At 47.4% G+C, this 20,091-nt stretch carries 22 protein-coding genes; 4 read left to right on the top strand and 18 right to left on the bottom strand.

Annotation, left to right across the window (positions count from 1 at the left end; all coding sequences use genetic code 11):
• Positions 1 to 56 precede the first annotated feature (56 nt).
• From nadE to A6049_RS28500, 3 genes are all read right to left on the bottom strand, one after another.
• Positions 57 to 866 (bottom strand): ammonia-dependent NAD(+) synthetase, encoded by an 810-nt coding sequence (nadE, locus tag A6049_RS28510; RefSeq protein ID WP_063567821.1) that lies wholly within the window; start codon positions 864 to 866, stop codon positions 57 to 59.
• A 137-nt stretch (positions 867 to 1,003) separates the two neighbouring features.
• Positions 1,004 to 1,438, bottom strand: a complete 435-nt coding sequence (locus A6049_RS28505; protein ID WP_053779648.1) for a BrxA/BrxB family bacilliredoxin — start codon at positions 1,436 to 1,438, stop codon at positions 1,004 to 1,006.
• Between the two features lie 167 nt (positions 1,439 to 1,605).
• Positions 1,606 to 3,327, bottom strand: coding sequence for a two-component system sensor histidine kinase NtrB (locus A6049_RS28500; protein ID WP_095206241.1), 1,722 nt, complete (start codon positions 3,325 to 3,327; stop codon positions 1,606 to 1,608).
• Between the two features lie 169 nt (positions 3,328 to 3,496).
• Here A6049_RS28500 and A6049_RS28495 point away from each other — a divergent pair, with 169 nt between their 5' ends.
• Complete coding sequence (locus A6049_RS28495; protein ID WP_063567820.1) at positions 3,497 to 4,762, top strand: BaiN/RdsA family NAD(P)/FAD-dependent oxidoreductase; 1,266 nt, start codon at positions 3,497 to 3,499, stop codon at positions 4,760 to 4,762.
• A 178-nt stretch (positions 4,763 to 4,940) separates the two neighbouring features.
• On the opposite strand, the gene A6049_RS28490 is transcribed toward A6049_RS28495, so the two are convergent.
• The 3 genes from A6049_RS28490 to A6049_RS28480 all read right to left on the bottom strand — a co-directional run bounded on the left by A6049_RS28490 (position 4,941) and on the right by A6049_RS28480 (position 7,440).
• Positions 4,941 to 5,324 (bottom strand): hypothetical protein, encoded by a 384-nt coding sequence (locus A6049_RS28490; RefSeq protein WP_063567819.1) that lies wholly within the window; start codon positions 5,322 to 5,324, stop codon positions 4,941 to 4,943.
• Between the two features lie 114 nt (positions 5,325 to 5,438).
• Complete coding sequence (locus A6049_RS28485; protein ID WP_063567818.1) at positions 5,439 to 6,689, bottom strand: ABC transporter permease; 1,251 nt, start codon at positions 6,687 to 6,689, stop codon at positions 5,439 to 5,441.
• A 19-nt stretch (positions 6,690 to 6,708) separates the two neighbouring features.
• Positions 6,709 to 7,440 (bottom strand): ABC transporter ATP-binding protein, encoded by a 732-nt coding sequence (locus A6049_RS28480; protein WP_063567817.1) that lies wholly within the window; start codon positions 7,438 to 7,440, stop codon positions 6,709 to 6,711.
• 179 nt (positions 7,441 to 7,619) lie between these two features.
• On the opposite strand from A6049_RS28480, the gene A6049_RS28475 reads away from it, so the two are divergent.
• Positions 7,620 to 7,928, top strand: a complete 309-nt coding sequence (locus A6049_RS28475; RefSeq protein ID WP_240321571.1) for a type II toxin-antitoxin system death-on-curing family toxin — start codon at positions 7,620 to 7,622, stop codon at positions 7,926 to 7,928.
• Between the two features lie 112 nt (positions 7,929 to 8,040).
• Here A6049_RS28475 and A6049_RS28470 read toward each other — a convergent pair whose 3' ends face one another.
• Entirely contained in the window at positions 8,041 to 9,375 is a 1,335-nt protein-coding gene (locus A6049_RS28470) for an MFS transporter (protein ID WP_240321570.1), read from the bottom strand.
• 307 nt (positions 9,376 to 9,682) lie between these two features.
• Between A6049_RS28470 and A6049_RS28465 the strand changes: the two genes are divergently transcribed.
• The gene (locus tag A6049_RS28465; protein WP_024632985.1) at positions 9,683 to 10,144 is read left to right on the top strand and encodes a MarR family winged helix-turn-helix transcriptional regulator; all 462 of its coding nucleotides are present in this window, start codon (positions 9,683 to 9,685) and stop codon (positions 10,142 to 10,144) included.
• Positions 10,145 to 10,233: 89 nt separating this feature from the next.
• Here A6049_RS28465 and A6049_RS28460 read toward each other — a convergent pair whose 3' ends face one another.
• The 5 genes from A6049_RS28460 to A6049_RS28440 all read right to left on the bottom strand — a co-directional run bounded on the left by A6049_RS28460 (position 10,234) and on the right by A6049_RS28440 (position 13,685).
• On the bottom strand, positions 10,234 to 10,416 hold the full coding sequence (locus tag A6049_RS28460; protein ID WP_063567815.1) for a hypothetical protein: 183 nt from the start codon (positions 10,414 to 10,416) through the stop codon (positions 10,234 to 10,236).
• A 34-nt stretch (positions 10,417 to 10,450) separates the two neighbouring features.
• The gene (locus A6049_RS28455; protein WP_063567814.1) at positions 10,451 to 10,939 is read right to left on the bottom strand and encodes a hypothetical protein; all 489 of its coding nucleotides are present in this window, start codon (positions 10,937 to 10,939) and stop codon (positions 10,451 to 10,453) included.
• A 119-nt stretch (positions 10,940 to 11,058) separates the two neighbouring features.
• Positions 11,059 to 12,567, bottom strand: coding sequence for an MDR family MFS transporter (locus A6049_RS28450; RefSeq protein WP_079695914.1), 1,509 nt, complete (start codon positions 12,565 to 12,567; stop codon positions 11,059 to 11,061).
• A 51-nt stretch (positions 12,568 to 12,618) separates the two neighbouring features.
• Complete coding sequence (locus tag A6049_RS28445) at positions 12,619 to 13,191, bottom strand: GNAT family N-acetyltransferase (protein ID WP_063567812.1); 573 nt, start codon at positions 13,189 to 13,191, stop codon at positions 12,619 to 12,621.
• A 197-nt stretch (positions 13,192 to 13,388) separates the two neighbouring features.
• Complete coding sequence (locus A6049_RS28440; RefSeq protein WP_063567811.1) at positions 13,389 to 13,685, bottom strand: hypothetical protein; 297 nt, start codon at positions 13,683 to 13,685, stop codon at positions 13,389 to 13,391.
• Positions 13,686 to 13,871: 186 nt separating this feature from the next.
• Here A6049_RS28440 and A6049_RS28435 point away from each other — a divergent pair, with 186 nt between their 5' ends.
• Positions 13,872 to 14,360 carry a GAF domain-containing protein gene (locus A6049_RS28435; RefSeq protein WP_063567810.1) on the top strand — a complete coding sequence of 163 codons (489 nt, stop codon included), beginning with the start codon at positions 13,872 to 13,874 and terminating at the stop codon, positions 14,358 to 14,360.
• 153 nt (positions 14,361 to 14,513) lie between these two features.
• Here A6049_RS28435 and A6049_RS28430 read toward each other — a convergent pair whose 3' ends face one another.
• The 6 genes from A6049_RS28430 to A6049_RS28405 form a co-directional block, all read right to left on the bottom strand.
• On the bottom strand, positions 14,514 to 15,329 hold the full coding sequence (locus tag A6049_RS28430) for a MerR family transcriptional regulator (protein ID WP_063567809.1): 816 nt from the start codon (positions 15,327 to 15,329) through the stop codon (positions 14,514 to 14,516).
• A 367-nt stretch (positions 15,330 to 15,696) separates the two neighbouring features.
• Entirely contained in the window at positions 15,697 to 17,121 is a 1,425-nt protein-coding gene (locus A6049_RS28425) for an aldehyde dehydrogenase family protein (protein ID WP_090810322.1), read from the bottom strand.
• Between the two features lie 90 nt (positions 17,122 to 17,211).
• Positions 17,212 to 17,634, bottom strand: coding sequence for a universal stress protein (locus tag A6049_RS28420; RefSeq protein ID WP_063567807.1), 423 nt, complete (start codon positions 17,632 to 17,634; stop codon positions 17,212 to 17,214).
• Between the two features lie 19 nt (positions 17,635 to 17,653).
• Positions 17,654 to 18,871, bottom strand: coding sequence for an MFS transporter (locus A6049_RS28415; RefSeq protein WP_063567806.1), 1,218 nt, complete (start codon positions 18,869 to 18,871; stop codon positions 17,654 to 17,656).
• A 140-nt stretch (positions 18,872 to 19,011) separates the two neighbouring features.
• On the bottom strand, positions 19,012 to 19,452 hold the full coding sequence (locus A6049_RS28410; RefSeq protein ID WP_063567805.1) for a helix-turn-helix domain-containing protein: 441 nt from the start codon (positions 19,450 to 19,452) through the stop codon (positions 19,012 to 19,014).
• 246 nt (positions 19,453 to 19,698) lie between these two features.
• Complete coding sequence (locus tag A6049_RS28405) at positions 19,699 to 20,058, bottom strand: SdpI family protein (RefSeq protein ID WP_161490650.1); 360 nt, start codon at positions 20,056 to 20,058, stop codon at positions 19,699 to 19,701.
• Positions 20,059 to 20,091: the final 33 nt, after the last annotated feature.

The raw sequence follows: 20,091 nt of genomic DNA, 5'->3' as shown, positions 1-20,091 counted from the left end.
TGCTGTTCAGATGCTTGCATAGCCCATATCAGATCATGGCATGCTTACAATCCATATTAGATGCCAGGAATGGCATTACGTTTGTGATGGGTACGTGTGTAGAATGCTTCAAGACGCTCCTGTGCAGCCGGATCAATCTGTTTGCCTTCCAGATAGTCACTGTTCGCTTCATACGAAATGCCCAGTTCATCTTCATCAGTCTGGCCTTCCCAGAGTCCCGCTGATGGAGCCTTGTCCAAAATGGCCTGTGGCACGTTTAAATACGCAGCCAGCTGACGCACTTGACGTTTGTTCAGGCTGCTCAGTGGTGTAATATCCACGGCGCCGTCACCCCACTTGGTGTAAAAGCCCGTGATGGCTTCAGAAGCATGGTCTGTTCCGACAACCAACAGGTTTTCCTCAAAGGACAGAGCATATTGCATCACCATACGGGTTCTTGCTTTCACATTCCCTTTGCCTTGATGAGTCATATGACGCGGGCTACCCATGGATTTGAAACCTTGTTCCACTTCGAGTGCGATTTCGTTCACTGCATCTTCGATGTTGGTTTCCACAACGTGCTTCAGGTCGTAGGCTTTTGCTACAGCATAGCTATGGTCAATGTCCGATTGCTCACCGTAAGGCTGGAATACACCCAGCGTTTTGTATTCCTTATTCTCTTCAGCTGTAAGCTCGTCCGTTGCTTTTTTGCAAAGCGCCGTAGCTACAGCGCTGTCAATCCCGCCACTGATTGCAATAAGCAACCCTTTGGAATTGGCATTTTTCACATAGGTTTTGAGAAAGTCCACGCGCTTGCGCACTTCCTCTTCTTCATTAATGCTTGGTTTAACCTTCAATTCAGCGATGATCTGTTGTTGCAAACTCATCGTTCACACACCCCGTTTCTAAATTAATGAAATTTGATGTCCATTTTGAAAGGTTCGAATGGTTCAATAACCCTATTCGCTCAAAATGAAACGCCCCGGCATCGGTCATCCGAAAGGCGGGGCGTTGCTTGAGCTAATTAACGGCAGTAACGGTCAAACACACTTGTGAGTTCAGCCGCAATTTCCTCCGCAGAACGATCTTCCACTTGATGACGCTCAATAAAGTGAACGAGTTCTCCGTCTTTCATCAGAGCGATGGAAGGTGAAGATGGAGGATACGGTGCAAAGTATTCACGTGCTTTTGCTGTAGCTTCTTTGTCCTGACCAGCAAATACTGTGTACAGGTGGTCTGGTGTAATATCATGTTGAAGTGCTTGGGATACACCTGGACGGCATTGACCTGCGGCACATCCGCAAACCGAGTTAATGACAACCAGAGCGGTTCCTTTGGCATCCGGCAAACTTGCTTCAACTTCTTCTGGAGTACGCAACTCCTGAATTCCCAAACGAGTCAGATCATCCCGCATCGGTTGAACCATATCTTTCATGTATTGATCAAATGACATAGACATTCGGTTTCACTCCTTAAACATGTGAGTTCTATTATTTAAAAATTAAATGCTTTTGTGCTATTCCTATTATACATCCCTAATCAATGAAAGCAAGGTTCAAACACCGCCTGCGGAAAGGCTTCTCCTTCAATATTATGTCTCATTCCTTGGCAAAACATGCTTAAAGTTCAGCGTTGAAATGCAACCTTGAAAGTTGTACCCTGCCCTTCCTCCGATTCGACGGTAATGGTTCCGTTATGCCGTTCAACAATACTCAGACACATGGATAATCCCAGTCCGGTTCCTTTGGCCTTGGTCGTAAAAAAAGGTTCGAACAGCTTCTCCTGCTTCACTCTAGGTATTCCTGGGCCTGTATCTCGCACACACAGCTCCACGGTGTCATCCACCAACCGGGTCTCAAGTGTAAGTACCCCTTTTTCATTCATGGCTTCCATCCCGTTACGAGCCAGATTAAGTACCACTTGTTTGATTTCCTTTGAATTCAGATGCAGCTTCGGCACATTGTGAGCCAGCATAAATTCAATACTCTGACCTCGCAAATTTGCATCCGCCCATAACAAAGGACTTAGTTCATGGATGATATCATGCAGCTGGGATTCTTCTTTCTCGGCAATTCGATTCTGAGCCAATGACAGAAAATCATTAATAATGCTATTCGCCCGATCAAGCTCTTCCAGAACGATCCGGTAATAGTGATCCAGGGACTCTGGACTCTTTTCCTGCATTAATTGAAGAAAACCACGCACAACCGCCATCGGATTCCGTACTTCATGGGTAATACTTGCGGCCATTTGGCCGACAAGACTGAGGCGATCCACATTATCGAGCTCGCTTCGCAGCATTTCAAGCTCAGTAATATCCTGAATGATCAACATGGCTCCGATAGCCTCTCTTGGCAGTTCTGCTGAATACGCGTATATGGGAACCGTCCGGGATTGAAACACGTTTGAACCGTAACGCACTGTTAGCCCACTCACTTCTCCATGAACAATGGCTTTACGAATACTGCTCTCCATCTTGTCTGCCTGGGCTTGTTCGACAAACTGACTCGCTGGTTGCCCAATCAAATCTGGTGTGGTTGTGCAAGGCAGTTGATCCCGCGCCGTTTGCTCCATCGTATCATTGACGAACTGCACGGTCCCTTCCTTATCTACGGTTGCGATGGATAATGGGACGGCATTCAGAATTTGGTTAAGCTTTTCCGTTTCGGCTATGTATCTATGATGAACTTCAGACAAATGTTGCTCAAGCCCCCGGTGATGTTGCATCTGTTCAATCCAGAGCATACTAAGACTTCCAGCAATAACTGCACCGATGGTATATCCCAGGGCTAGCAATACCCACTGTACTATTGAGAATGTTGGCTGGCTTTCCATCAATGGAATATACAGTACACTGGACACAACCAGCTCTGCCGTTATTAAGGCGATAACTGTTGCCATTTTGCGTGAACGTGTATAATGCTTGAATCGTTTGGCTGACAACCATACAATAGGATAGAGAAGGATGCCCGTTTGAAGTAGAAATCCGTACAGATTATAGGGATGCGCAAAGAGAAAATAGAAGAGTATCTGGAGAAGAGACAGCGTTAGACCAATGCGAGGCCTGCAATACAATATGACTAGCGTCAGGGGCACAATGCCCAAGGAGATGGGAACTGACACCGGACTCCCATAGTGGGCAAAAAGCAGACATAGCAACATGCTCACCACACTGGTCGCGGCAAAACTGGTCTGTACCATCCTATGATATCCTGCCTTGGCGACCGCTTGCTTGGAGAGCCCCAAGTGCAATAATGGAATCAGGAATACCGCAGCTCCTGCAAGCAGTATTTGTAAAAGAATGTCCTTCAACGCAACCACAATGCCATCTCCCTCCTCTGCCTGCACATTCCCTCATGTATTTCTGATTAAAACATAGGCGACAGTATATTACAATATATCCCTTAAGACTGCATAATAGAACTGCTAATACATTTGTATTGTTTCATAAACAGGCAGGAGTAGACAGGGTTTTCGGAAAACAGACAAAATCAATGAAAAAAGAGGGTAATAATGCATGTATGATGTCATTGTAATTGGCGGTGGATCTGCGGGCCTCATGGCCTGTGTTGCCGCTGCTGAGCATGGAGCCTCAGTGCTTCTGCTGGATAAAGGAGATCAGCTCGGCCGTAAACTCGGGATCTCTGGCGGCGGTCGCTGCAATGTGACCAATGCCAAGGAGACGGATGAACTAATCCGGCATATTCCGGGCAATGGACGCTTTTTATATAGTTCATTTCAGAATCTGGACAATCAGGGAATTATGCGTTTTTTTGAAGATCTCGGTATTGCCCTGAAAGAGGAGGATAACGGGAGAATGTTCCCGGTAACCGATAAAGCCAAAACGGTCGTTGATGCGTTGGTAGGTAAAATTGTTTCCCTTGGGGTAGAGATTCGCACCAAACAGCCGGTTAAGGAATTAATTCAGAATGGTCAACACGTGCAGGGCGTAAAGCTGGCTTCTGGTACAACGGTACTTGCACGCTCAGTTATTATCGCTACCGGGGGTAAATCAGTCCCTCAAACCGGATCAACCGGGGATGGCTACCCTTGGGCTGAAGCGGCTGGACATACGATTACAGAGCTGTATCCGACGGAAGTGCCGATTGTGTCTGGCGAGAGCTGGATTCAATCCAAAGAACTGCAAGGCTTGTCCTTGCGGGATGTCGGGTTATCTGTTCTAGATGCCAAAGGCAAATCGGTTATCTCCCATCGCGGAGATATGATCTTCACCCATTTCGGCGTATCAGGACCGATCGCGCTTCGTTGCAGCCAGTTCATTCGCAAGGTGCAAATGAAATCTGGGAACCCTCAGGTCACGATGAGTATTGATCTGTTCCCCGATCTGTCCCCCGGTGCTCTGGAAGCACAGGTTCAGCAGGTGCTGGAGCAGGAATCCCGAAAGGCCGTCAAAAACATACTCAAAACATGGGTTCCTGAGCGCATGATTCCATTGATGATGAAGCGTGCAGAAATCAGCGAAGACCTCACATTTCACCATTTCCCCAAAGGCATGTTAAGTGCATTAGTGGGGTTAATGAAGGATTTTACCTTCCGCGTAGACGGAACTCGTTCTCTCAAAGAAGCCTTTGTGACTGGCGGGGGAATCCACTTAAAGGAAATATACCCCAAAACAATGGAATCCAAGCTGCTGCCGGGACTATTCTTTTGCGGTGAAGTTTTGGATATTCACGGCTACACGGGAGGCTATAATATTACCGCTGCCTTCTCTACGGGGTACACGGCTGGCATGCATGCTGCAGAGTATAAAAACGCTCACTAATGACTTGAACATATGATGTTGATGGACAGAGTTAGGGGCCACATCACGTAAGTTTATTAAGAGCATGAAAAAACCTCGACATCCCGCTATCGGGGGGGTATCGAGGTTTTTTTGAGATGTATGCAATCCAGAATCACTGTCACCAACAAGGCAAGCAGCATCGTTGCCCCTGTTGTATTTACGCCTTCACACTGCCCGAGAAACCATCCACTGAATCATCGAATGTCGGATCTTCATCCCGGTTAGACATCTCCTGTTCGGGATTGCCCCCCTGGGTTCCGCTCGCATAACCTTCATTCCAATCTTCATTCACGAGATGAGCCGGAATGGATATATTCTGAAACTGATCCAATCCATCTGTTTCGGAGAGAAACACCGCACTTCCTCCGTGTGACTGTACGATTTCCACAGCAGATAGCGTATCCTGTCGATCTGTAGGAATGTACAATTCAAGCGGCCCTGACTGGTATGGCTTATACCCAAGTTCCTCCAAAGTTGCCTGCGCCGCGAGCAACGCTGCATTGTCTGCAAAATGTACCTGAAGTTCACTATCATCCAACATGATTTTTTCCTCCTTGCGAGAGCCGATCCCTTACTTTCAAAATCGTAAGACCCGTCTCCTATAGCATGGTCAGTTACTTCATCTGATATGCTACTGAACAAGGAAGAATATCAACTAAGCGGATCGGATGTAACGAATCCAGCCTGTTATAGATAGGACGAACAGCCCGAATGCTACGACAGCCGCAGCCGTAAAGATACCTTCCAGCCAGCCTAGCCAGGCTGCTCCCAGTGAAAATCCCATTAGAATCCCTAGCGGAACAAACAACATCCGTACCATGGTCACACCTGCACGATTTAACGCCTCGGAATCATAGGATACAAGCTGAACGTACTCCGAGGTTGCAAAGACCTCCCAGGAACGATAGAAAAGTACGCTCAACATGATGACCAACAAGCCACACACGATTACATTGACCGGGAAAGGTGGTAAAGCAACGGCAGCAATCGAAAGGCCGCCAAGCTGCAAGTACAATTTCATGGTCGAGGAGTTACGAAAAAATGCTTTGAATGCCGTCTCAGCTGTCCGATTAGAGATCGTTCGATGACGCAGCAACTTGCGCTGCTTGCGGAATATGATCGTCCGGGTGCGTGGTGCTTTCGGTTTGGTTACAGATCGACTCAGTAAAAGGGCTGTGAACTTTAGCCTTTCTCGTAAATCTTCACGCACATCGCCCTCAAAGGTTCCCTTCATCTCCAGCCTCAATCGGCCAACCAAAATCAGAAGAAGGATTGCGGCCACAATACCTGCAAGCAGTATCCAGATGTGTCCATGCATCCAGGATGTTACTCCAATCGTGATAATGCCCATGGCAACTGCTAAAGGGATCATGCGAATCCAGCGTCTCCATCCGGTATAACGTACTTTCGTCATATGAAGTACAATGACCTGGAATGAAGCTACTGCGCCAAACCAAATCGCTATTAGTGCGATATGGATAAATGACATGTCATACACACGGGACCATAGTGGTGAAGTCAACGCCGTAATTGCAATCATTTTACCCAAATGCTGCAAGCAAGCCCGGTAGATCCCTTGTTTCATCAATGTACGCATCCACAGCGACCGCGACTTCAGGAATAACACATCCGCTTCCTCTACAAATATAAGAATTCCACCTGTAAGCATAATGACGTCGATCAGTCCTGTCAGTGTAGGCAGCGTTAATCCGGTCGCCCATGAGGGCAGTGGTTTGGACCATAAACTCACGTACCATCCGCTGAAATACAGCAGACCCGGAATAAGCAGGTATACCCATACCGTCCAATCTACTACCAGTTTCAGGTTTTTTAACTGTTCATTGAAGTGCTCCTTGCGTCTGCGTCTATATAAACCAAGTGGCGTGTATGCTCGAGAGGTCTCCATCTTCCTCCCCCCTTCCCGGTTAGGATGTCAGTGTGTCAAAACAATCAAACAACGAGGCATCCGGCAAATCTGCGGCTGCACGGATTTCGTCCAATGTTCCTTCGGCAGCAGAGCGCCCGGAATGAATAAGAATAAAACGATCACAGATTCGCTCAGCGGTATCCAGTACATGCGTTGACATAAGGACACCCGCACCACGGCGGCGCTCATCGTCCAGCAATTTCAGAAAATCCTTGGTTGCGCGTGGGTCCAGCCCGATGAAAGGCTCGTCCACAATATATACATCCGGCGAGGACAGGAAGCCGATCATCAGCATCATTTTCTGCCGCATCCCCTTGGAGAAACTGGCCGGAAGATCATTGCGAACGTGGTCCATGCCGAAACGAACCAACATCTCCTCCGCCCTGGCAACAAAGACCTCTTCCTCCATCTCATAGGCAGCCGCTGCCAGATCGAGATGTTCCCACAGGGTCATATATTCGTAAAACACAGGTTGTTCCGGGATATAGGCATAACGTCCATCTCCCCCAATGGTTACTTCATACTTTGCATGCTCAAGTAAGCCAAGCAATGTTTTGATGGTCGTGCTTTTGCCAGCCCCATTCGGTCCGATAATACCCACCAGTTCCCCCGGCGCCACGTGTAATCGGATGTTCCTGATCGTGGATTGACCCGCCTCATATCCTGCTTCCGTAATATGTACGTCCAATATGGACTCCTGTGCGGCTGTATCTTCGTTTTCAATTTCCATATCATTCACTCCCTGTCCTGTCAGGTGCTTGTTCGGTTCTTTATTGATATTGTAATCGAGTTCGTGAGGAATTGTTTGATCATTTTAAGCTTTTGTTCTTAAGTTGGATCATACTGTGAAAATACCTGAAAATGTGAGACCTGAAGTACTGGAAGCTTTTTTTGATGTTTTTGAAGAGGATGAATAACACAGCACAAGCTGGAGTGAAGAACTATTCTTTGTTGGACTCTGCTGTAAATAGCCCCCAACAAACTTTGTTTGGAGAAGATGCCTATCCTTCTATATTTGAAAAAACTAGTGCTTTATTAGAGTCTTTAGTTAAAAATCACTGCTTTCAAAATGGGAACAAAAGGACAGCTTATCTCGTGACCAAATCGTTTTTGATGTTGAATGGTTACCATCTCCAAATGGAACGTCAATTTGCAGTAGAGTTCGTGGTCAATATTGCAGAGGGAAGCACTCATTTGAAAGCATCGCAACTATATTAAAGGACCATTCAGTCGTGCGGTAACATAATTTTATAATAAACAAAAGAAGCAGGGGTTCCGGAACCCCTGCTTCTTTATATTACAGTGAAAATCTCATATTTGCATACTCGTTTCACTCACCTGTAATCATGTAGTTTGCTGTAAGACTCCCGTCCATATCGTTCTTTTTTCGCCTACGAATCGCTACATAAATCACGCCAAGCAACGTCAGCAAAATGCCTGAACTGATAAAAGCCGGAATAACTCCGAATGAGGTCACCAGAAATCCACCTACCACCGGACCCATGATGTTACTGGCCGTCATGATGCTGCCAACCGTTCCAAACACACGCCCCGTCATGGATTCAGGCGTTTGCTCCTGAAGTAGAATTTGGAACGGAACAATGGCAAACCCAACCCCCACACCTGCCAAGGCAAATAACGATATCAGCAGTAAATTAGCGCCAAGACCAGCATGCGGCCATACTCCTACGATCATGCCTACTCCACCAATGACAAGACCCATCAATGATGTTCCAAGACCCATCTTGATTACATGCCCCGCCTTCTTCCACTTCTGAACACTCATCGCTGCAATTAACGTCCCAACACCGCTAGCCGCGACACACCATCCGAGCAGATCACTTGAAATACCAGGAAGCTGCCTAAACAGGACTACCGTCTGGGAATCCGCAAATTGCAGAAACAGAAGGGCTGAGGCAAGCAGGACTAAAGAGGTCCCCACATGAGGAAGAGATGCGAGCATGCGGATGCCTTCCATTGTATCTTTCATAAACGTAGCTTTTTTACCTGCTGGAGCAACACCTGCTGTCTCTTCCCTTACTTGTTCTAAGTTCTGATTCACAGATTGGATCACTCGCGCTCCAGGAATCCATAGCAAAATAATGCCTGAGATCAGAAAGGACGCGGAATCCAACACGAAACACCAGGTGATCCCAAAAGCGGCAACCAACAGCCCGCCAAGAGCCGGACCGATAATTTTGGACATCTGTTCAATCACCGAGCTGATGGACACCGCCTGCCCCAATTGCTCCTGCGGCACAATCTCCTTAAGCTTGCCGTTCTTGGCCGGTGAGAACACCACATCGAATAAAGACTTGAGAATAAGCAATACATACACATGCCAGATTTGATCCGCAAAAATGAGCCCTCCAACGATCACAATTCGCGCACCGTCTGCGCCGATCATCAGCCACTTGCGATTGACCCGGTCCGCCAGTGCCCCTGCAAATGGACCTGTAAGTAAGACAGGCAATGCTGCACAGAGCGTGGTGAACGTAATCTCCCATGGCGTGGCATTCCAGCGAATGCCCACCAGCGTAAGGATCGCAAGCAGGTGCAGCCAGTCTCCCAGATTGGAGATAGCCTGCGCAGCCATCAAAGTGATAAAAGATCGATTGTGCTTCAGGGGTCTTCGTTCCTGCATCGTTAATCCATTTGCCATCATTCTTCTCCTCCGCCCTCAACCCATTCATGATATGAATTTATTATAGAGAGCAGGCTGAGCTCCAACCTCCTGCCAGAGACGGAGAGGACGCGGCGCCTTCAGGATGATTTTCTCAGTACTTATTTTCAAATCTCATGAATGCTGACAATACGAAAAATGATTAAATTTTAATTGCTAAAAATGCAAATCTTGTGACATATCGCATGTTTTTCGTGCAAACAGATGCTTACAATAGAAATATGGCGAACCTTTGAATCGTCAAATGTAAATTCATCAACTCCAATAAATCTGAAAAGGCGGGATCAGTATGCTGGAATTACAGGAAATCGGAACCGAACGTTCTCTTCATCTGTACCGCACCTTGGCCCAGACATTTAAGAGCGTGAATGAACACGCTGTATCCGGAAGCAAAGTGCATGGCTTCAACCCCACCGCTTACGGGGTGCTCGAAGTGTTATATATGAAAGGAGCACAGCCCATTCAACAAGTCGGTGCACAGCTTCTGCTGCAAAGCGGGAATGTCACTTATGTCATTGACAAGCTGGAGCAAAAGGGACTTTTACATCGAAAACACTGTCCGCAGGACAGACGCATCATTTTCGTAGAATTGACCGAAGAAGGCCAGCGTACGATGGATGAGATCTATCCAGGCTACGCACACAAAATAGATCGTGCTGTCAGCGGTCTGAGCGAAGATGATAAGACACTGCTTTCTGAGCTGTTGGAAAGGCTTGCACTCGGTGCGGATCGTTTATCCGCAAACGGTTAAGGCCCACCCGTATCATCTGATCCAAACTAAAAATAACCGGTTCGCCTTAATAGGCGGTACCGGTTATTCGAATTTGTTTATTAATCAAATCAAAGGTACAGAATCCACATCAACACCGTGAGGACAGCGACAACCAATCCACCTGCAATCAGCAAATCGACAATGTAACTGGACAGACCTGAGCGGCTGTGACCCTCAATCTCTCTCTGAGTCTCTTCGTACTTTCTTTTGGCTTCATCTTCCTTGGACGAATTCAGATTATTGGGAAACATCACCCTCACCCCTACTCCAAATGAGATATCTATATTATCCTGTGCTGGTCTGCTGCTTCTGCTTACGAATTTTTTTCAAGATCCATCCCAGACCTGATTGCCACAGTAAAAAAACAAACGTTGTTGTTACTACGTATTGATAAGGGCCAGCATACTGAAAGGCATGCATTCTGTACACAAAGATGGAGAACAACAGCGCACTACCTACACCAAGAAGAAAATAAGCTACGATTGTACTTATTACCTTGGATATAGATCTGTTCATTTTCAGGGAAGCAAGCACACTGTCCGCAATTAACGATAAAGGCAGGGTCAGAAACAGAAGAAGAGCCAAGTTGATAAGAATGCTTATGATCAATGTATACCAGAAGGGATAGTAATATGTATGTTCCGCTCGTTCTGCCAAGGGAACATATTTCATGAGTCCGACAACAATTGAGAGCGAAATGCAAGTCATAATGACTGCCAGCAGCTTGATTGAAAAGGATATTAACCAGAATGATTGCAGCGATTGCTTACTCATCTTAACTCGCCTCCCATTCCATTATTGTAAATTATAGATAATCCCTTCTAGAAAATAATAAACAAAAAAGCAGCCAAGAAACAGCTGCCCTAATCCAATGAATTTTCTTTTCACTTCGTTTACTTCGCTGAAGCTTGTGCTTGTGGCGGAGTATCTGCATCTTCGGGAACGATTAGCCGTTTGCGCAAGGCCAGTGTCGTCACCCATGAGATAATGGCAATGACAAACATGATGACAAACAAGGAATGCAGACTTCCTTCCAACACGTTACGCAGTAGCGCCCATTTGTCATCCGATAGAGCGGCATCCGTATGCGGAGCAAGCAGTTGATTCAGGTCCCCATCCGAGATGCCTGCCTCTGCCAGATGCTGTTCGCTCGACAACGTTGAAATTCGGTAATTCAACCATGTGCCGAAGGCTGCTGCACCAATGGTTTGTCCAAGCGTACGCATAAAGGTATGTAAGGCCGTGGAAGATCCACGTTCTTTATACCCAACCGACGACTGTGAAATGATCGTGAATATTGTAAAAGCAAATCCGAAGCCGAGTCCGTAAATAAAGGTCAAAATAAACAGTACGGCTTGGGGTGATGTTCCACCGACCAAGAAGAGTCCACCCGATCCAATGGCAATCCCGGTTAATCCAATCACCGCTGTTAAGCGTGATCCAATTTTCATTAGCAGACGGCCAGCAAGTACACTACCGATCAGCCAGCCAACAGACATCGGTGCAAGCAGCAATCCTGATTCAGTCGCGTTACCGCCACGAACCCCCTGCACCCATAGTGGCAAATAACTGGTTAGGCCAATCATCAGGGTACTGGTCAGTAGTCCGGCGATATTCGCCACCCGGATGTCCCGAATACGGAATAGATGAAGAGGTACCATTGGGGCCTGGGCTCTTTTTTCCACCACAAAAAATAAAATCATAAACAAAACAGCTACGATACTCAGTCCCACAATAATAGGAGAACTCCAGGCATAATACTGTCCACCCGCGGACAATACAAAGAGCAATGCTGTAATACCAACGGTAAAAGTCAACGCACCCATATAGTCAATTTTCGCGGTACGCGGAGACATTTCTTCCTTCAAATAACGGAACACAAACCACATCGCCAGCAGTCCGAACGGCAAATTAAATCCAAAGATCCACTGCCAGCCCAGATTGTCTACGAAATAACCGCCAAGCAGCGGTCCGGCCAGAGATGAAATGCCCCACACGGAGCTGATCCATCCCTGTATTTTGCCCCGTTCTTCAAGGCGGTAGATGTCACCAATAATCGTAAACGTAACAGGCACAACCGCACCTGCGCCAATCCCTTGAATCGCTCTAAAAATAATCAGTTGCTCCATGTTCTGCGAAAGGCAGCACAGAAGCGAGCCTAGTAAGAATAAGGCACAGCCAATCAGGAATACTGGCTTTCGTCCGTATAGATCACTGATTTTGCCAAAAATCGGCGTGCTCACAGCCATCGTCAACAGATAAGCAGTGAAAATCCAGCTCAACAGCTGCACACTTCCCAGCTCACTGACAATGGTTGGCCCTGCCGGACCAATGACTGTACCTTCAATTGCAGACAAAAAAGTCGCCAGCAGCAATCCCGCCAGGATGAAACTGCGATTCAAACCTCCGGTTGTATTCACACAAACCCTTCTCTCTTCAAGTCGTTCTAATCTCTATTTATCTCTCTTACGCAAAAACTCATCGTACAACAGGGAATACATCACCATATCCTTATATCCGGTAGATGTATGTTGCACCTGACGCAGCAGGCCTTCCCTCGTGAAACCGCGGTTCGTCAAAAACTCTCCCGAAGCCACATTGCGCGGATCAACCAGCGCTTCAATCCGATTGAGACCCATCGTCTCATACCCAAACGGTAACATAACTGAAAATGCTTCCGTCATATAACCGTGACGCCAGTAGTCGCGCCCCAGTTCATAACCGATCTCCCCACGGAATGCGCCTTCAAGTTGCCAAGTGTTATATCCGCAACTTCCGATGAGCTGGCCCGTCTCCTTGAGCTCAATACCCCAGCGAATCGCCTCCTCTTCTCCTGCCATATGGTTCAACAGCCCAATCATATCCGCAGCCTCACTTGTCCCGATCATGGGCGCCAAATTCATATAACGGGTCACTTCCCGGTCTGACCAGCAAGCGAACATCTGGGCAGCATCTCGGCGGCGCATTTTGCGCAGACGCAACCGCCCTGTCTCTAATTCGGGAATTCTCCCTTTGCATTTGTACATGAAAAGACTCTCCGATCCGATCTATCTCACAGACCTCATATTCAATAGCCATCTAACCATAACCTGCACCGAATGGCAACTGTTCAGTCATCATGATCACGTCAAAAAACCGGGCCACTTCCGCTCCCGGTCTTGTTGTACGTATGGATCAACTCAAGTTTGCATCCTATTTCGGGATACCTTATCCAAATTTAATTTCAGGCTGTAGACGTCTTCTTGCCCGTCCCCAGCAATTCCTCACTAACCCGGCCGAACACGGCTATGATTTCCTTAAACTCCTCAATGCCAGTCCCGGTAAGGCTCCATTGATCTCCATGGGCGGTCAGGAAGTTTTCCTGTGTCAGATGCTCAAGTTCCTGCTTGATCTCCCGTTCTCCAACGCGATACCCCCGTTCTTCCAATAGAGGCAATGCGTCGCTAACAGTTAAATCCTGATTTTGAGCTAAATATAGAAGATGAATTCGTACAAAAAGATTCTGTACCTCTGCATGCATAAGCCAAGCTCCTTCCCGGGTTGTAGCCCGCCGTGGTTGCTAAGTATTTACCCCACCCAGGAAGATGAGAAACAGGAGGAATATTCATGCCTGACCTGCCCTTTCCGAAATCCTCCGCTTGACTAACCGCAGGCTCTGCACTATCTTGAAAATAAGTACCATTTTTGCTCGGGAGGGTGATTCATCATGTTTCAAGCTGTTTCTTATGAAGGAACACGAAGCGAGCAGCAAACCGCCGTCCTGGGACAGTTAAGTGCTCTGATCCGCGATGAACCTAGCGCTATTGCCAATCTGGCAAACGCTGCGGCGTTGCTCAATGTATTTATGACCGACACCAATTGGGTCGGATTCTATCTGTATGATGGAAAAGAACTTGTACTCGGTCCATTCCAGGGACTGCCTGCCTGCATCCGTATTCCACTTGGACGCGGTGTATGCGGCACTTCTGCTGCGGAACGGCGTACAATGGTCGTTGAAGATGTTCATGCCTTTCCAGGCCATATCGCCTGTGATGCCGCATCGAACAGTGAAATCGTTGTACCCATTATCAAAAACGGCGAATTGTACGGGGTGCTCGACATCGACAGCCCGATCAAAAACCGTTTTGACGATGAAGACCGCGTCTTCCTGGAAAAGGCGGTAAGCCTAATTACAGAGCAGCTGGAATTATCCTAACTGCCTGAAATACCATCTTAAGCCGATGGAGGGTTTATCGACCTTACGATGATATGCAATAACAAAGAGCGCCATCCTCCTAGAGGATCTGCGCTCTTTGTTAGTTATTTTTCTTCACACCCATGTTCTGCTCGCCCAAGATACTTTATGCATCTAGGATAAATCCTGTTCCGCTTTAATCATCATCCCATCTCGCAAAAACTCGGCCAGCTTGGGGTGGTAGCCATCATACATCTGACGAAAATTTTTGTGCTCGACGTACAGATTGGCCAAATCCCGGTAAATCTCTGCTGTTGGGGTGTAATAATCCTTGATCCAATCCAGGTGTCTTCCAATAATCTGCTGTACTTCCGAGCTGCCGGGTTCTAACCCATCCTCAATAGCGCCCTGCAAGTCCAAGTGAATCCGGTCAATCTTCGCCTGTGAATCGAGAAAATCTTCCTTCGACTTCATCTCCTGCCCATCAGGCATTGTTGATTGCTCCGGTGAATTGGCGTTGTACTTCTGACTGTCCTCTGTCTGCATCCGTTCAGAATAGTCATTTTTTGACGCTTGGTCAGAGGTCGGTTCATTTAGAAGCTGGTGACGCCCCTTGTTGGAAAACCCAGCGTACAGTTCGTACTCATCCAGTTCCTGCTCTCCACGTAAGTAGGAGATGGTTTTATCCAGTGTTTGAATCATTCCGTGCAGATGAAGTGCCTTCTCCAGCATCTCGAGCCGATGCTGCTGCATAATACGGATCATGTCACGGGGAGTATCCCTGAGCATGGGGCCGATCTCTTCCTCCTCCATGCCTACTTCTTTACAGAACAGAATCTGCTGTAGTCTCAGCAGCTCCGGCTTCTCATAGTAGATATCCTCGTCTTGACCAACGAAGGCTGGATTCAGCAGACCTGTCTCCGCATACTGTCCCAATTCACTCAGACTTACACCGGACATCCCGGATACATCAACCATGGAATATGCCATTTGAATACACCTCCTGTCTGGCCTGTAACTCCTAGGTTCAGGCTTGTTCATACTGCATTTTATTTAAATTTAAGTGAGATATTATAAAACTTCCAACAATTCTGTACCCCAGTAATCCGTTCATTTCTCTGGATGGATACACAATGCTTCGGTGATATGAACGGCATCTAATTGGTACATTTGCGGTATGATAAGTATTTATACCCTTCTCATCAGATGTGAACCCGGGGTTAATAAAGAAAGGCTATGTATTTTTTTACGGTAAGGGCTGAATGTAGAAAAGAAAAAAATCCCGCACCCCTAACTCGGGTACAGGATCATCTTGTTCTATTTTATCTCGAATTCCGCTCGTCCTAGGAGTGGATATTTAATTCTTGTTAAACATGACAAACTTCAATTCCGTCATTTCCTCTACAGCATATTTAACACCTTCACGTCCCATCCCGCTCTGCTTCACACCACCATAAGGCATATGATCCACTCGGAAAGTGGGAATATCGTTAATCATCACGCCGCCAGCTTCGATGTGGTCCGCTGCATGCAATGCAGTATGAATATCATTGGTAAACACACCCGCCTGAAGCCCGTAGATGGAATCATTCACTTGCTCGATGCCTTCTTCAACCGAATCCACCGTATTAATGACAACGATCGGGGCAAAGACCTCCTGACAAGACACCTTGGCATCCCGCGGAACGTTAACAAGCACCGTTGGACGTAATACGCCGCCCTCGGCTTCGCCGCCTGTTGCCACCTCAGCACCTGCCTGCTTCGCTTCATCAATCCAATCCAGCGTACGCTGTACATCTTTGGATGTGATGAGCGCAGACACAACGGTATCCGGATTCAACGGGTCTCCAACTACGACTTTTTGGGCCGCTTCAGCAAAACGACGAATGAACTCATCCGCGATAGCGCTGTGCACATAAATCCGCTGCAGCGAGATACATACCTGACCTTGGTAAGTAAAAGCTCCGGTCACACATCTCGGTACCACCTTGTCCAAATTGGCATCCGCGTCAATAATGACAGCTGCATTGGACCCTAGCTCCAATGTGACGCGTTTCAGTCCGGCTTTGCTGCGAATACTGGTGCCTACAGCCGGGCTGCCTGTAAACGTAATATGGGCCACGTCAGGATGTTCTACAAGCACATCACCAATCGTTTTACCGTCACCGCTCACTACATTCAATGCGCCATCCGGTAATCCCGCTTCCTGAAGCAAATTGGCAATATAATACGAGGACAGCGGTGTCTGCTCCGCAGGTTTCAACACAATCGTATTGCCTGCTGCCAGTGCCGGTCCTACTTTGTGAGCCACCAGGTTCATCGGAAAATTAAACGGCGTAATGGCTCCAATAACACCCAAAGGCTGCCGCATCGTGTAGCCTACGCGTCCTTCACCGCCTTTGGCTGCGTCCATGGGAACCGTCTCTCCGGTGAGCCGCTTAGCTTCCTCTGCGGCGAAACGATACGTTTCCACCGTACGGTCAACCTCGGCAAGTGCCGCAGTAATCGGCTTTGCTGCCTCCAGCGCAATGATCCGTGCTGCTTCTTCCTTCCGTTCTTCCAGCAGGGTGGACAGCTTGTAAAGGATGTCTGCACGCTGATGGGCAGGCATTCTGCGCATCTCTTTGCCCGCCTGAACTGCGGCGGCAATCGCCGCTTCCACTTCCTCAGCTGTCGCCGAGGATACGTCTGCCAGTGTTTCTTTCGAGTATGGTGCCTGAAGTGCTATATAGTCTACTGATTCGGTGGGCTTGCCCCCGATGAACAGATGTTGTTTTTTCATAGTTGTATCCTCCATTCATGTTTAACGCAAAGTTATCCCATACCTATTTATACACCACTTTAGCATCATCAACACAAGAAAGTCATACCACTATTTCACAGTCATTACGGGACATGCTGCATGTTTCAAGACACCGTGGCTGACACTGCCCACGACGATCTCAGCGAGCATGCTTTTCCCCGCCGTCCCCATCACAATGAGATCACAGTCTCTATCCTTCGCTACACGACAGATCTCATTCACGGGATCACCAGCTATCAGCAACGTTTCATAATGAACTGAACGAGTAGCTAACAATTCATTAACAGGTTGAATAATATGCTGTCCTTCTTCTGCGATCCGTGCTTCCAGATCCACACCCAGTGCGGGCTCATTCAGCGAGATCGAAGGATTAACGTGCACGATCATCAAGGAAGCCGGTTGTTTCATACTTTCTGCCAGAACAACGGCTTGCTCCAAAGCCTTGTGTGCATGATCCGACCCATCGACAGCAACCAATATTCGTTTCAGCATTTTCCATTCCTCCTGTTCATTAATGCGTAATGGCAGCATCGATATCGCGAAGATGTCTGCGGCGTACCAGAAGCACAACGACCCCGATCAGAACCATCAATGCGCCAAAATAAAACGGTGTCTCCGGCAGGAACCACTCGGACAATTTACCAGCAAGCCAAGGTGCCAGCGCACCTCCAAGGAACCGGACAAAGCTGTATGCAGCCGATGCCACAGAACGTTCCACTGGGGCAGCTTCCATAACTGCCGTTGTAATCAATGTGTTGTTGATCCCGAGGAAAATCCCGGCAACGATAACGGCCACAATAACCGTTGTGGATGATCCCATTACCGTACCCACCGCCATTACCAGCAGATCAATGGCGAACAGGGTCAGCATAACGCTCATGGAAGGAACGGATCCGAATCGACGTTGCAGTCTTGGTGCGACAAAGACAGACGTGATCGCCAGCATCAGACCCCAACCGAAGAATACATAACCTAGTCCGTGCTCATCCAGATTCATGACATAAGGTGAATAAGCCATCAAGGTAAAGAAACCAAAGTTATACAGGAAGGCCGTGATCGCCAATGTTTTCAGTGAAGGATAACCCAGAGCTTTGAACGGATCGGACAAGGAACTACGCATTTTCGGTTTGGCCATCTTAGGCAGCATAAACGTAATACTGATAAAAGCAATCGCCATCAGAACAGCTACACCATAGAACGGGCCACGCCATGAGATGGAACCCAGTTCACCACCGAGCAATGGACCAACGGCAATCCCCAGACCAAGCGCTGCTTCGTATAAAATAATCGCTTTGGCTGTCCCCGAAGTGGACAGTCCTACAATAGCGGATAATGCAGTTGCGATGAACAGGGCATTCCCTAGTCCCCAACCACCACGGTAACCGACGAGCGCACCTACAGTGTCAGAGGTTCCTCCGAGGAAAGAGAAAACAATGATCAGCAAAATCCCGCTGAGCAGTGTCCACTTCACACCAATCCGGCTGGATACAACACCTGTAATCAGCATGGCTACCCCAGTAACCGCGTTATAACTTGTAAACAATAAAGATACTTGGCTTTTGGAGGCATGCAGCTGATCGGCAATCGCAGGCAGAATCGGGTCAACCAATCCCAGACCCATAAAGGAGATAATACAGGCGAAGGCTACTGCCCATACTGCTCTGGGCTGGGATAACAGACCTCCACGGGATGACGGCAATTCATCAGGTAATGAGGGTTCTCTTTTCATACGTAATTCCTCCTGGTTCATGATTTATGTTGTGAAATAAATTGTGAAAAACAATGAAATGCTCATTTTTTTTCAGAAATATAGGAAAGAAAACGGCACAAATGACACCGGATCTCCCGGTGCTTATCGTGAAATACTAATTATGTCTCATTCTCGTGCCCTTCTAATCGTCGAATGCCGTTCTGAACCCGTTCACGTAATTCCTCTAGTTCCTCCTGAACGGCGTGAATACTCTGAAGTTTCTGCTCGATCAGTTGCAGCTGGTCATCCAACGTCGTTTCCATCTTGGTGAGCTTCTCGATCCGTTCTCTCACCTCAGTGGTCTGTTGGTAGTCAAAACGCTGTTCGTTCAGCGCATCCGCCGTTGCCACATAGGTATGTAGCTCCTGAAGCGAGAAACCAAGCACTTCCTTCGCCCGAACCACCTTTTTGAGATAATCGATATCTTCCCGGGTGTATAATCGTGTGCCACCGTCCGTCCGCTGAGGTGAAGGCATAACACCGATCTCTTCGTAATACCGAATGGTACGCTTGGTCAAACCACATTCCTTGGCTACGTCATCGATTTTATATAAACTCATTTCCTTCACCTCACTTCAATATGTCTATAATGTTATGTACATAATTATATATATTATTAACGTTAACGTCAACGTTAGATTTTGGACTTGAATATGTAGTATGTCTCAAACAAGAATAAATTATTGCAGTGGTAATTTTTACAACACGTTGTTAAAAGCAGATCTCTGTTATCCTTCGCCTCTATAAGATGCAAAAAAGATCCGCTCGCGCGGATCTTCGTTCAGGTGCGATTTCACATTGTGCCTCTAAGCGCCTTGCTCCTTCTGTTCCTGTTGCTGGACACGCTGCATTTGCTTCAAACGGCCTTCGACTCTGGTAAACAGCCTGAATGTATAGAATCCTATAGCCACAAGACTTAGAACCAAAGCTCGTACATCCGTAAGCCAAAAACCGATTATGCCGAATACCGTAATAATCACACCAAACTGCATCATCAGATTGGCGCTATAACGTTGCGCTTCTTCCCATAACTCAGGATGACTCATTGCTCGCGGAGTACGATAACCATAAACGCCATTAATCCTTTTCGGCGGCTTTTTGTACACCATTAATCCCAGAATGAAATAGCACACTCCGCATATAATCCCAACTACTGCTCCTGCCACAATGTTCTCCCCTAACTCCATTAAAAATACACC

The sequence above is a fragment of the Paenibacillus sp. O199 genome, from assembly GCF_001636635.1.
Taxonomy (GTDB): domain Bacteria; phylum Bacillota; class Bacilli; order Paenibacillales; family Paenibacillaceae; genus Paenibacillus; species Paenibacillus marchantiae.
Note: the sequence above shows the minus strand (reverse complement) of the source record. Positions and strands in the feature narration are given on the sequence as shown.

Coding starts and splice junctions, on each gene's coding strand:
- nadE (WP_063567821.1), bottom strand. CDS start 866: ATGAGTTTGCAACAACAGATCATCGCTGAATTGAAGGTTAAACCAAGC.
- A6049_RS28505 (WP_053779648.1), bottom strand. CDS start 1,438: ATGTCTATGTCATTTGATCAATACATGAAAGATATGGTTCAACCGATG.
- A6049_RS28495 (WP_063567820.1), top strand. CDS start 3,497: ATGTATGATGTCATTGTAATTGGCGGTGGATCTGCGGGCCTCATGGCC.
- A6049_RS28490 (WP_063567819.1), bottom strand. CDS start 5,324: ATGTTGGATGATAGTGAACTTCAGGTACATTTTGCAGACAATGCAGCG.
- A6049_RS28485 (WP_063567818.1), bottom strand. CDS start 6,689: ATGGAGACCTCTCGAGCATACACGCCACTTGGTTTATATAGACGCAGA.
- A6049_RS28480 (WP_063567817.1), bottom strand. CDS start 7,440: ATGGAAATTGAAAACGAAGATACAGCCGCACAGGAGTCCATATTGGAC.
- A6049_RS28475 (WP_240321571.1), top strand. CDS start 7,620: ATGAATAACACAGCACAAGCTGGAGTGAAGAACTATTCTTTGTTGGAC.
- A6049_RS28470 (WP_240321570.1), bottom strand. CDS start 9,375: ATGATGGCAAATGGATTAACGATGCAGGAACGAAGACCCCTGAAGCAC.
- A6049_RS28465 (WP_024632985.1), top strand. CDS start 9,683: ATGCTGGAATTACAGGAAATCGGAACCGAACGTTCTCTTCATCTGTAC.
- A6049_RS28460 (WP_063567815.1), bottom strand. CDS start 10,416: ATGTTTCCCAATAATCTGAATTCGTCCAAGGAAGATGAAGCCAAAAGA.
- A6049_RS28455 (WP_063567814.1), bottom strand. CDS start 10,939: ATGAGTAAGCAATCGCTGCAATCATTCTGGTTAATATCCTTTTCAATC.
- A6049_RS28445 (WP_063567812.1), bottom strand. CDS start 13,191: ATGTACAAATGCAAAGGGAGAATTCCCGAATTAGAGACAGGGCGGTTG.
- A6049_RS28440 (WP_063567811.1), bottom strand. CDS start 13,685: ATGCATGCAGAGGTACAGAATCTTTTTGTACGAATTCATCTTCTATAT.
- A6049_RS28435 (WP_063567810.1), top strand. CDS start 13,872: ATGTTTCAAGCTGTTTCTTATGAAGGAACACGAAGCGAGCAGCAAACC.
- A6049_RS28430 (WP_063567809.1), bottom strand. CDS start 15,329: ATGGCATATTCCATGGTTGATGTATCCGGGATGTCCGGTGTAAGTCTG.
- A6049_RS28425 (WP_090810322.1), bottom strand. CDS start 17,121: ATGAAAAAACAACATCTGTTCATCGGGGGCAAGCCCACCGAATCAGTA.
- A6049_RS28420 (WP_063567807.1), bottom strand. CDS start 17,634: ATGCTGAAACGAATATTGGTTGCTGTCGATGGGTCGGATCATGCACAC.
- A6049_RS28415 (WP_063567806.1), bottom strand. CDS start 18,871: ATGAAAAGAGAACCCTCATTACCTGATGAATTGCCGTCATCCCGTGGA.
- A6049_RS28410 (WP_063567805.1), bottom strand. CDS start 19,452: ATGAGTTTATATAAAATCGATGACGTAGCCAAGGAATGTGGTTTGACC.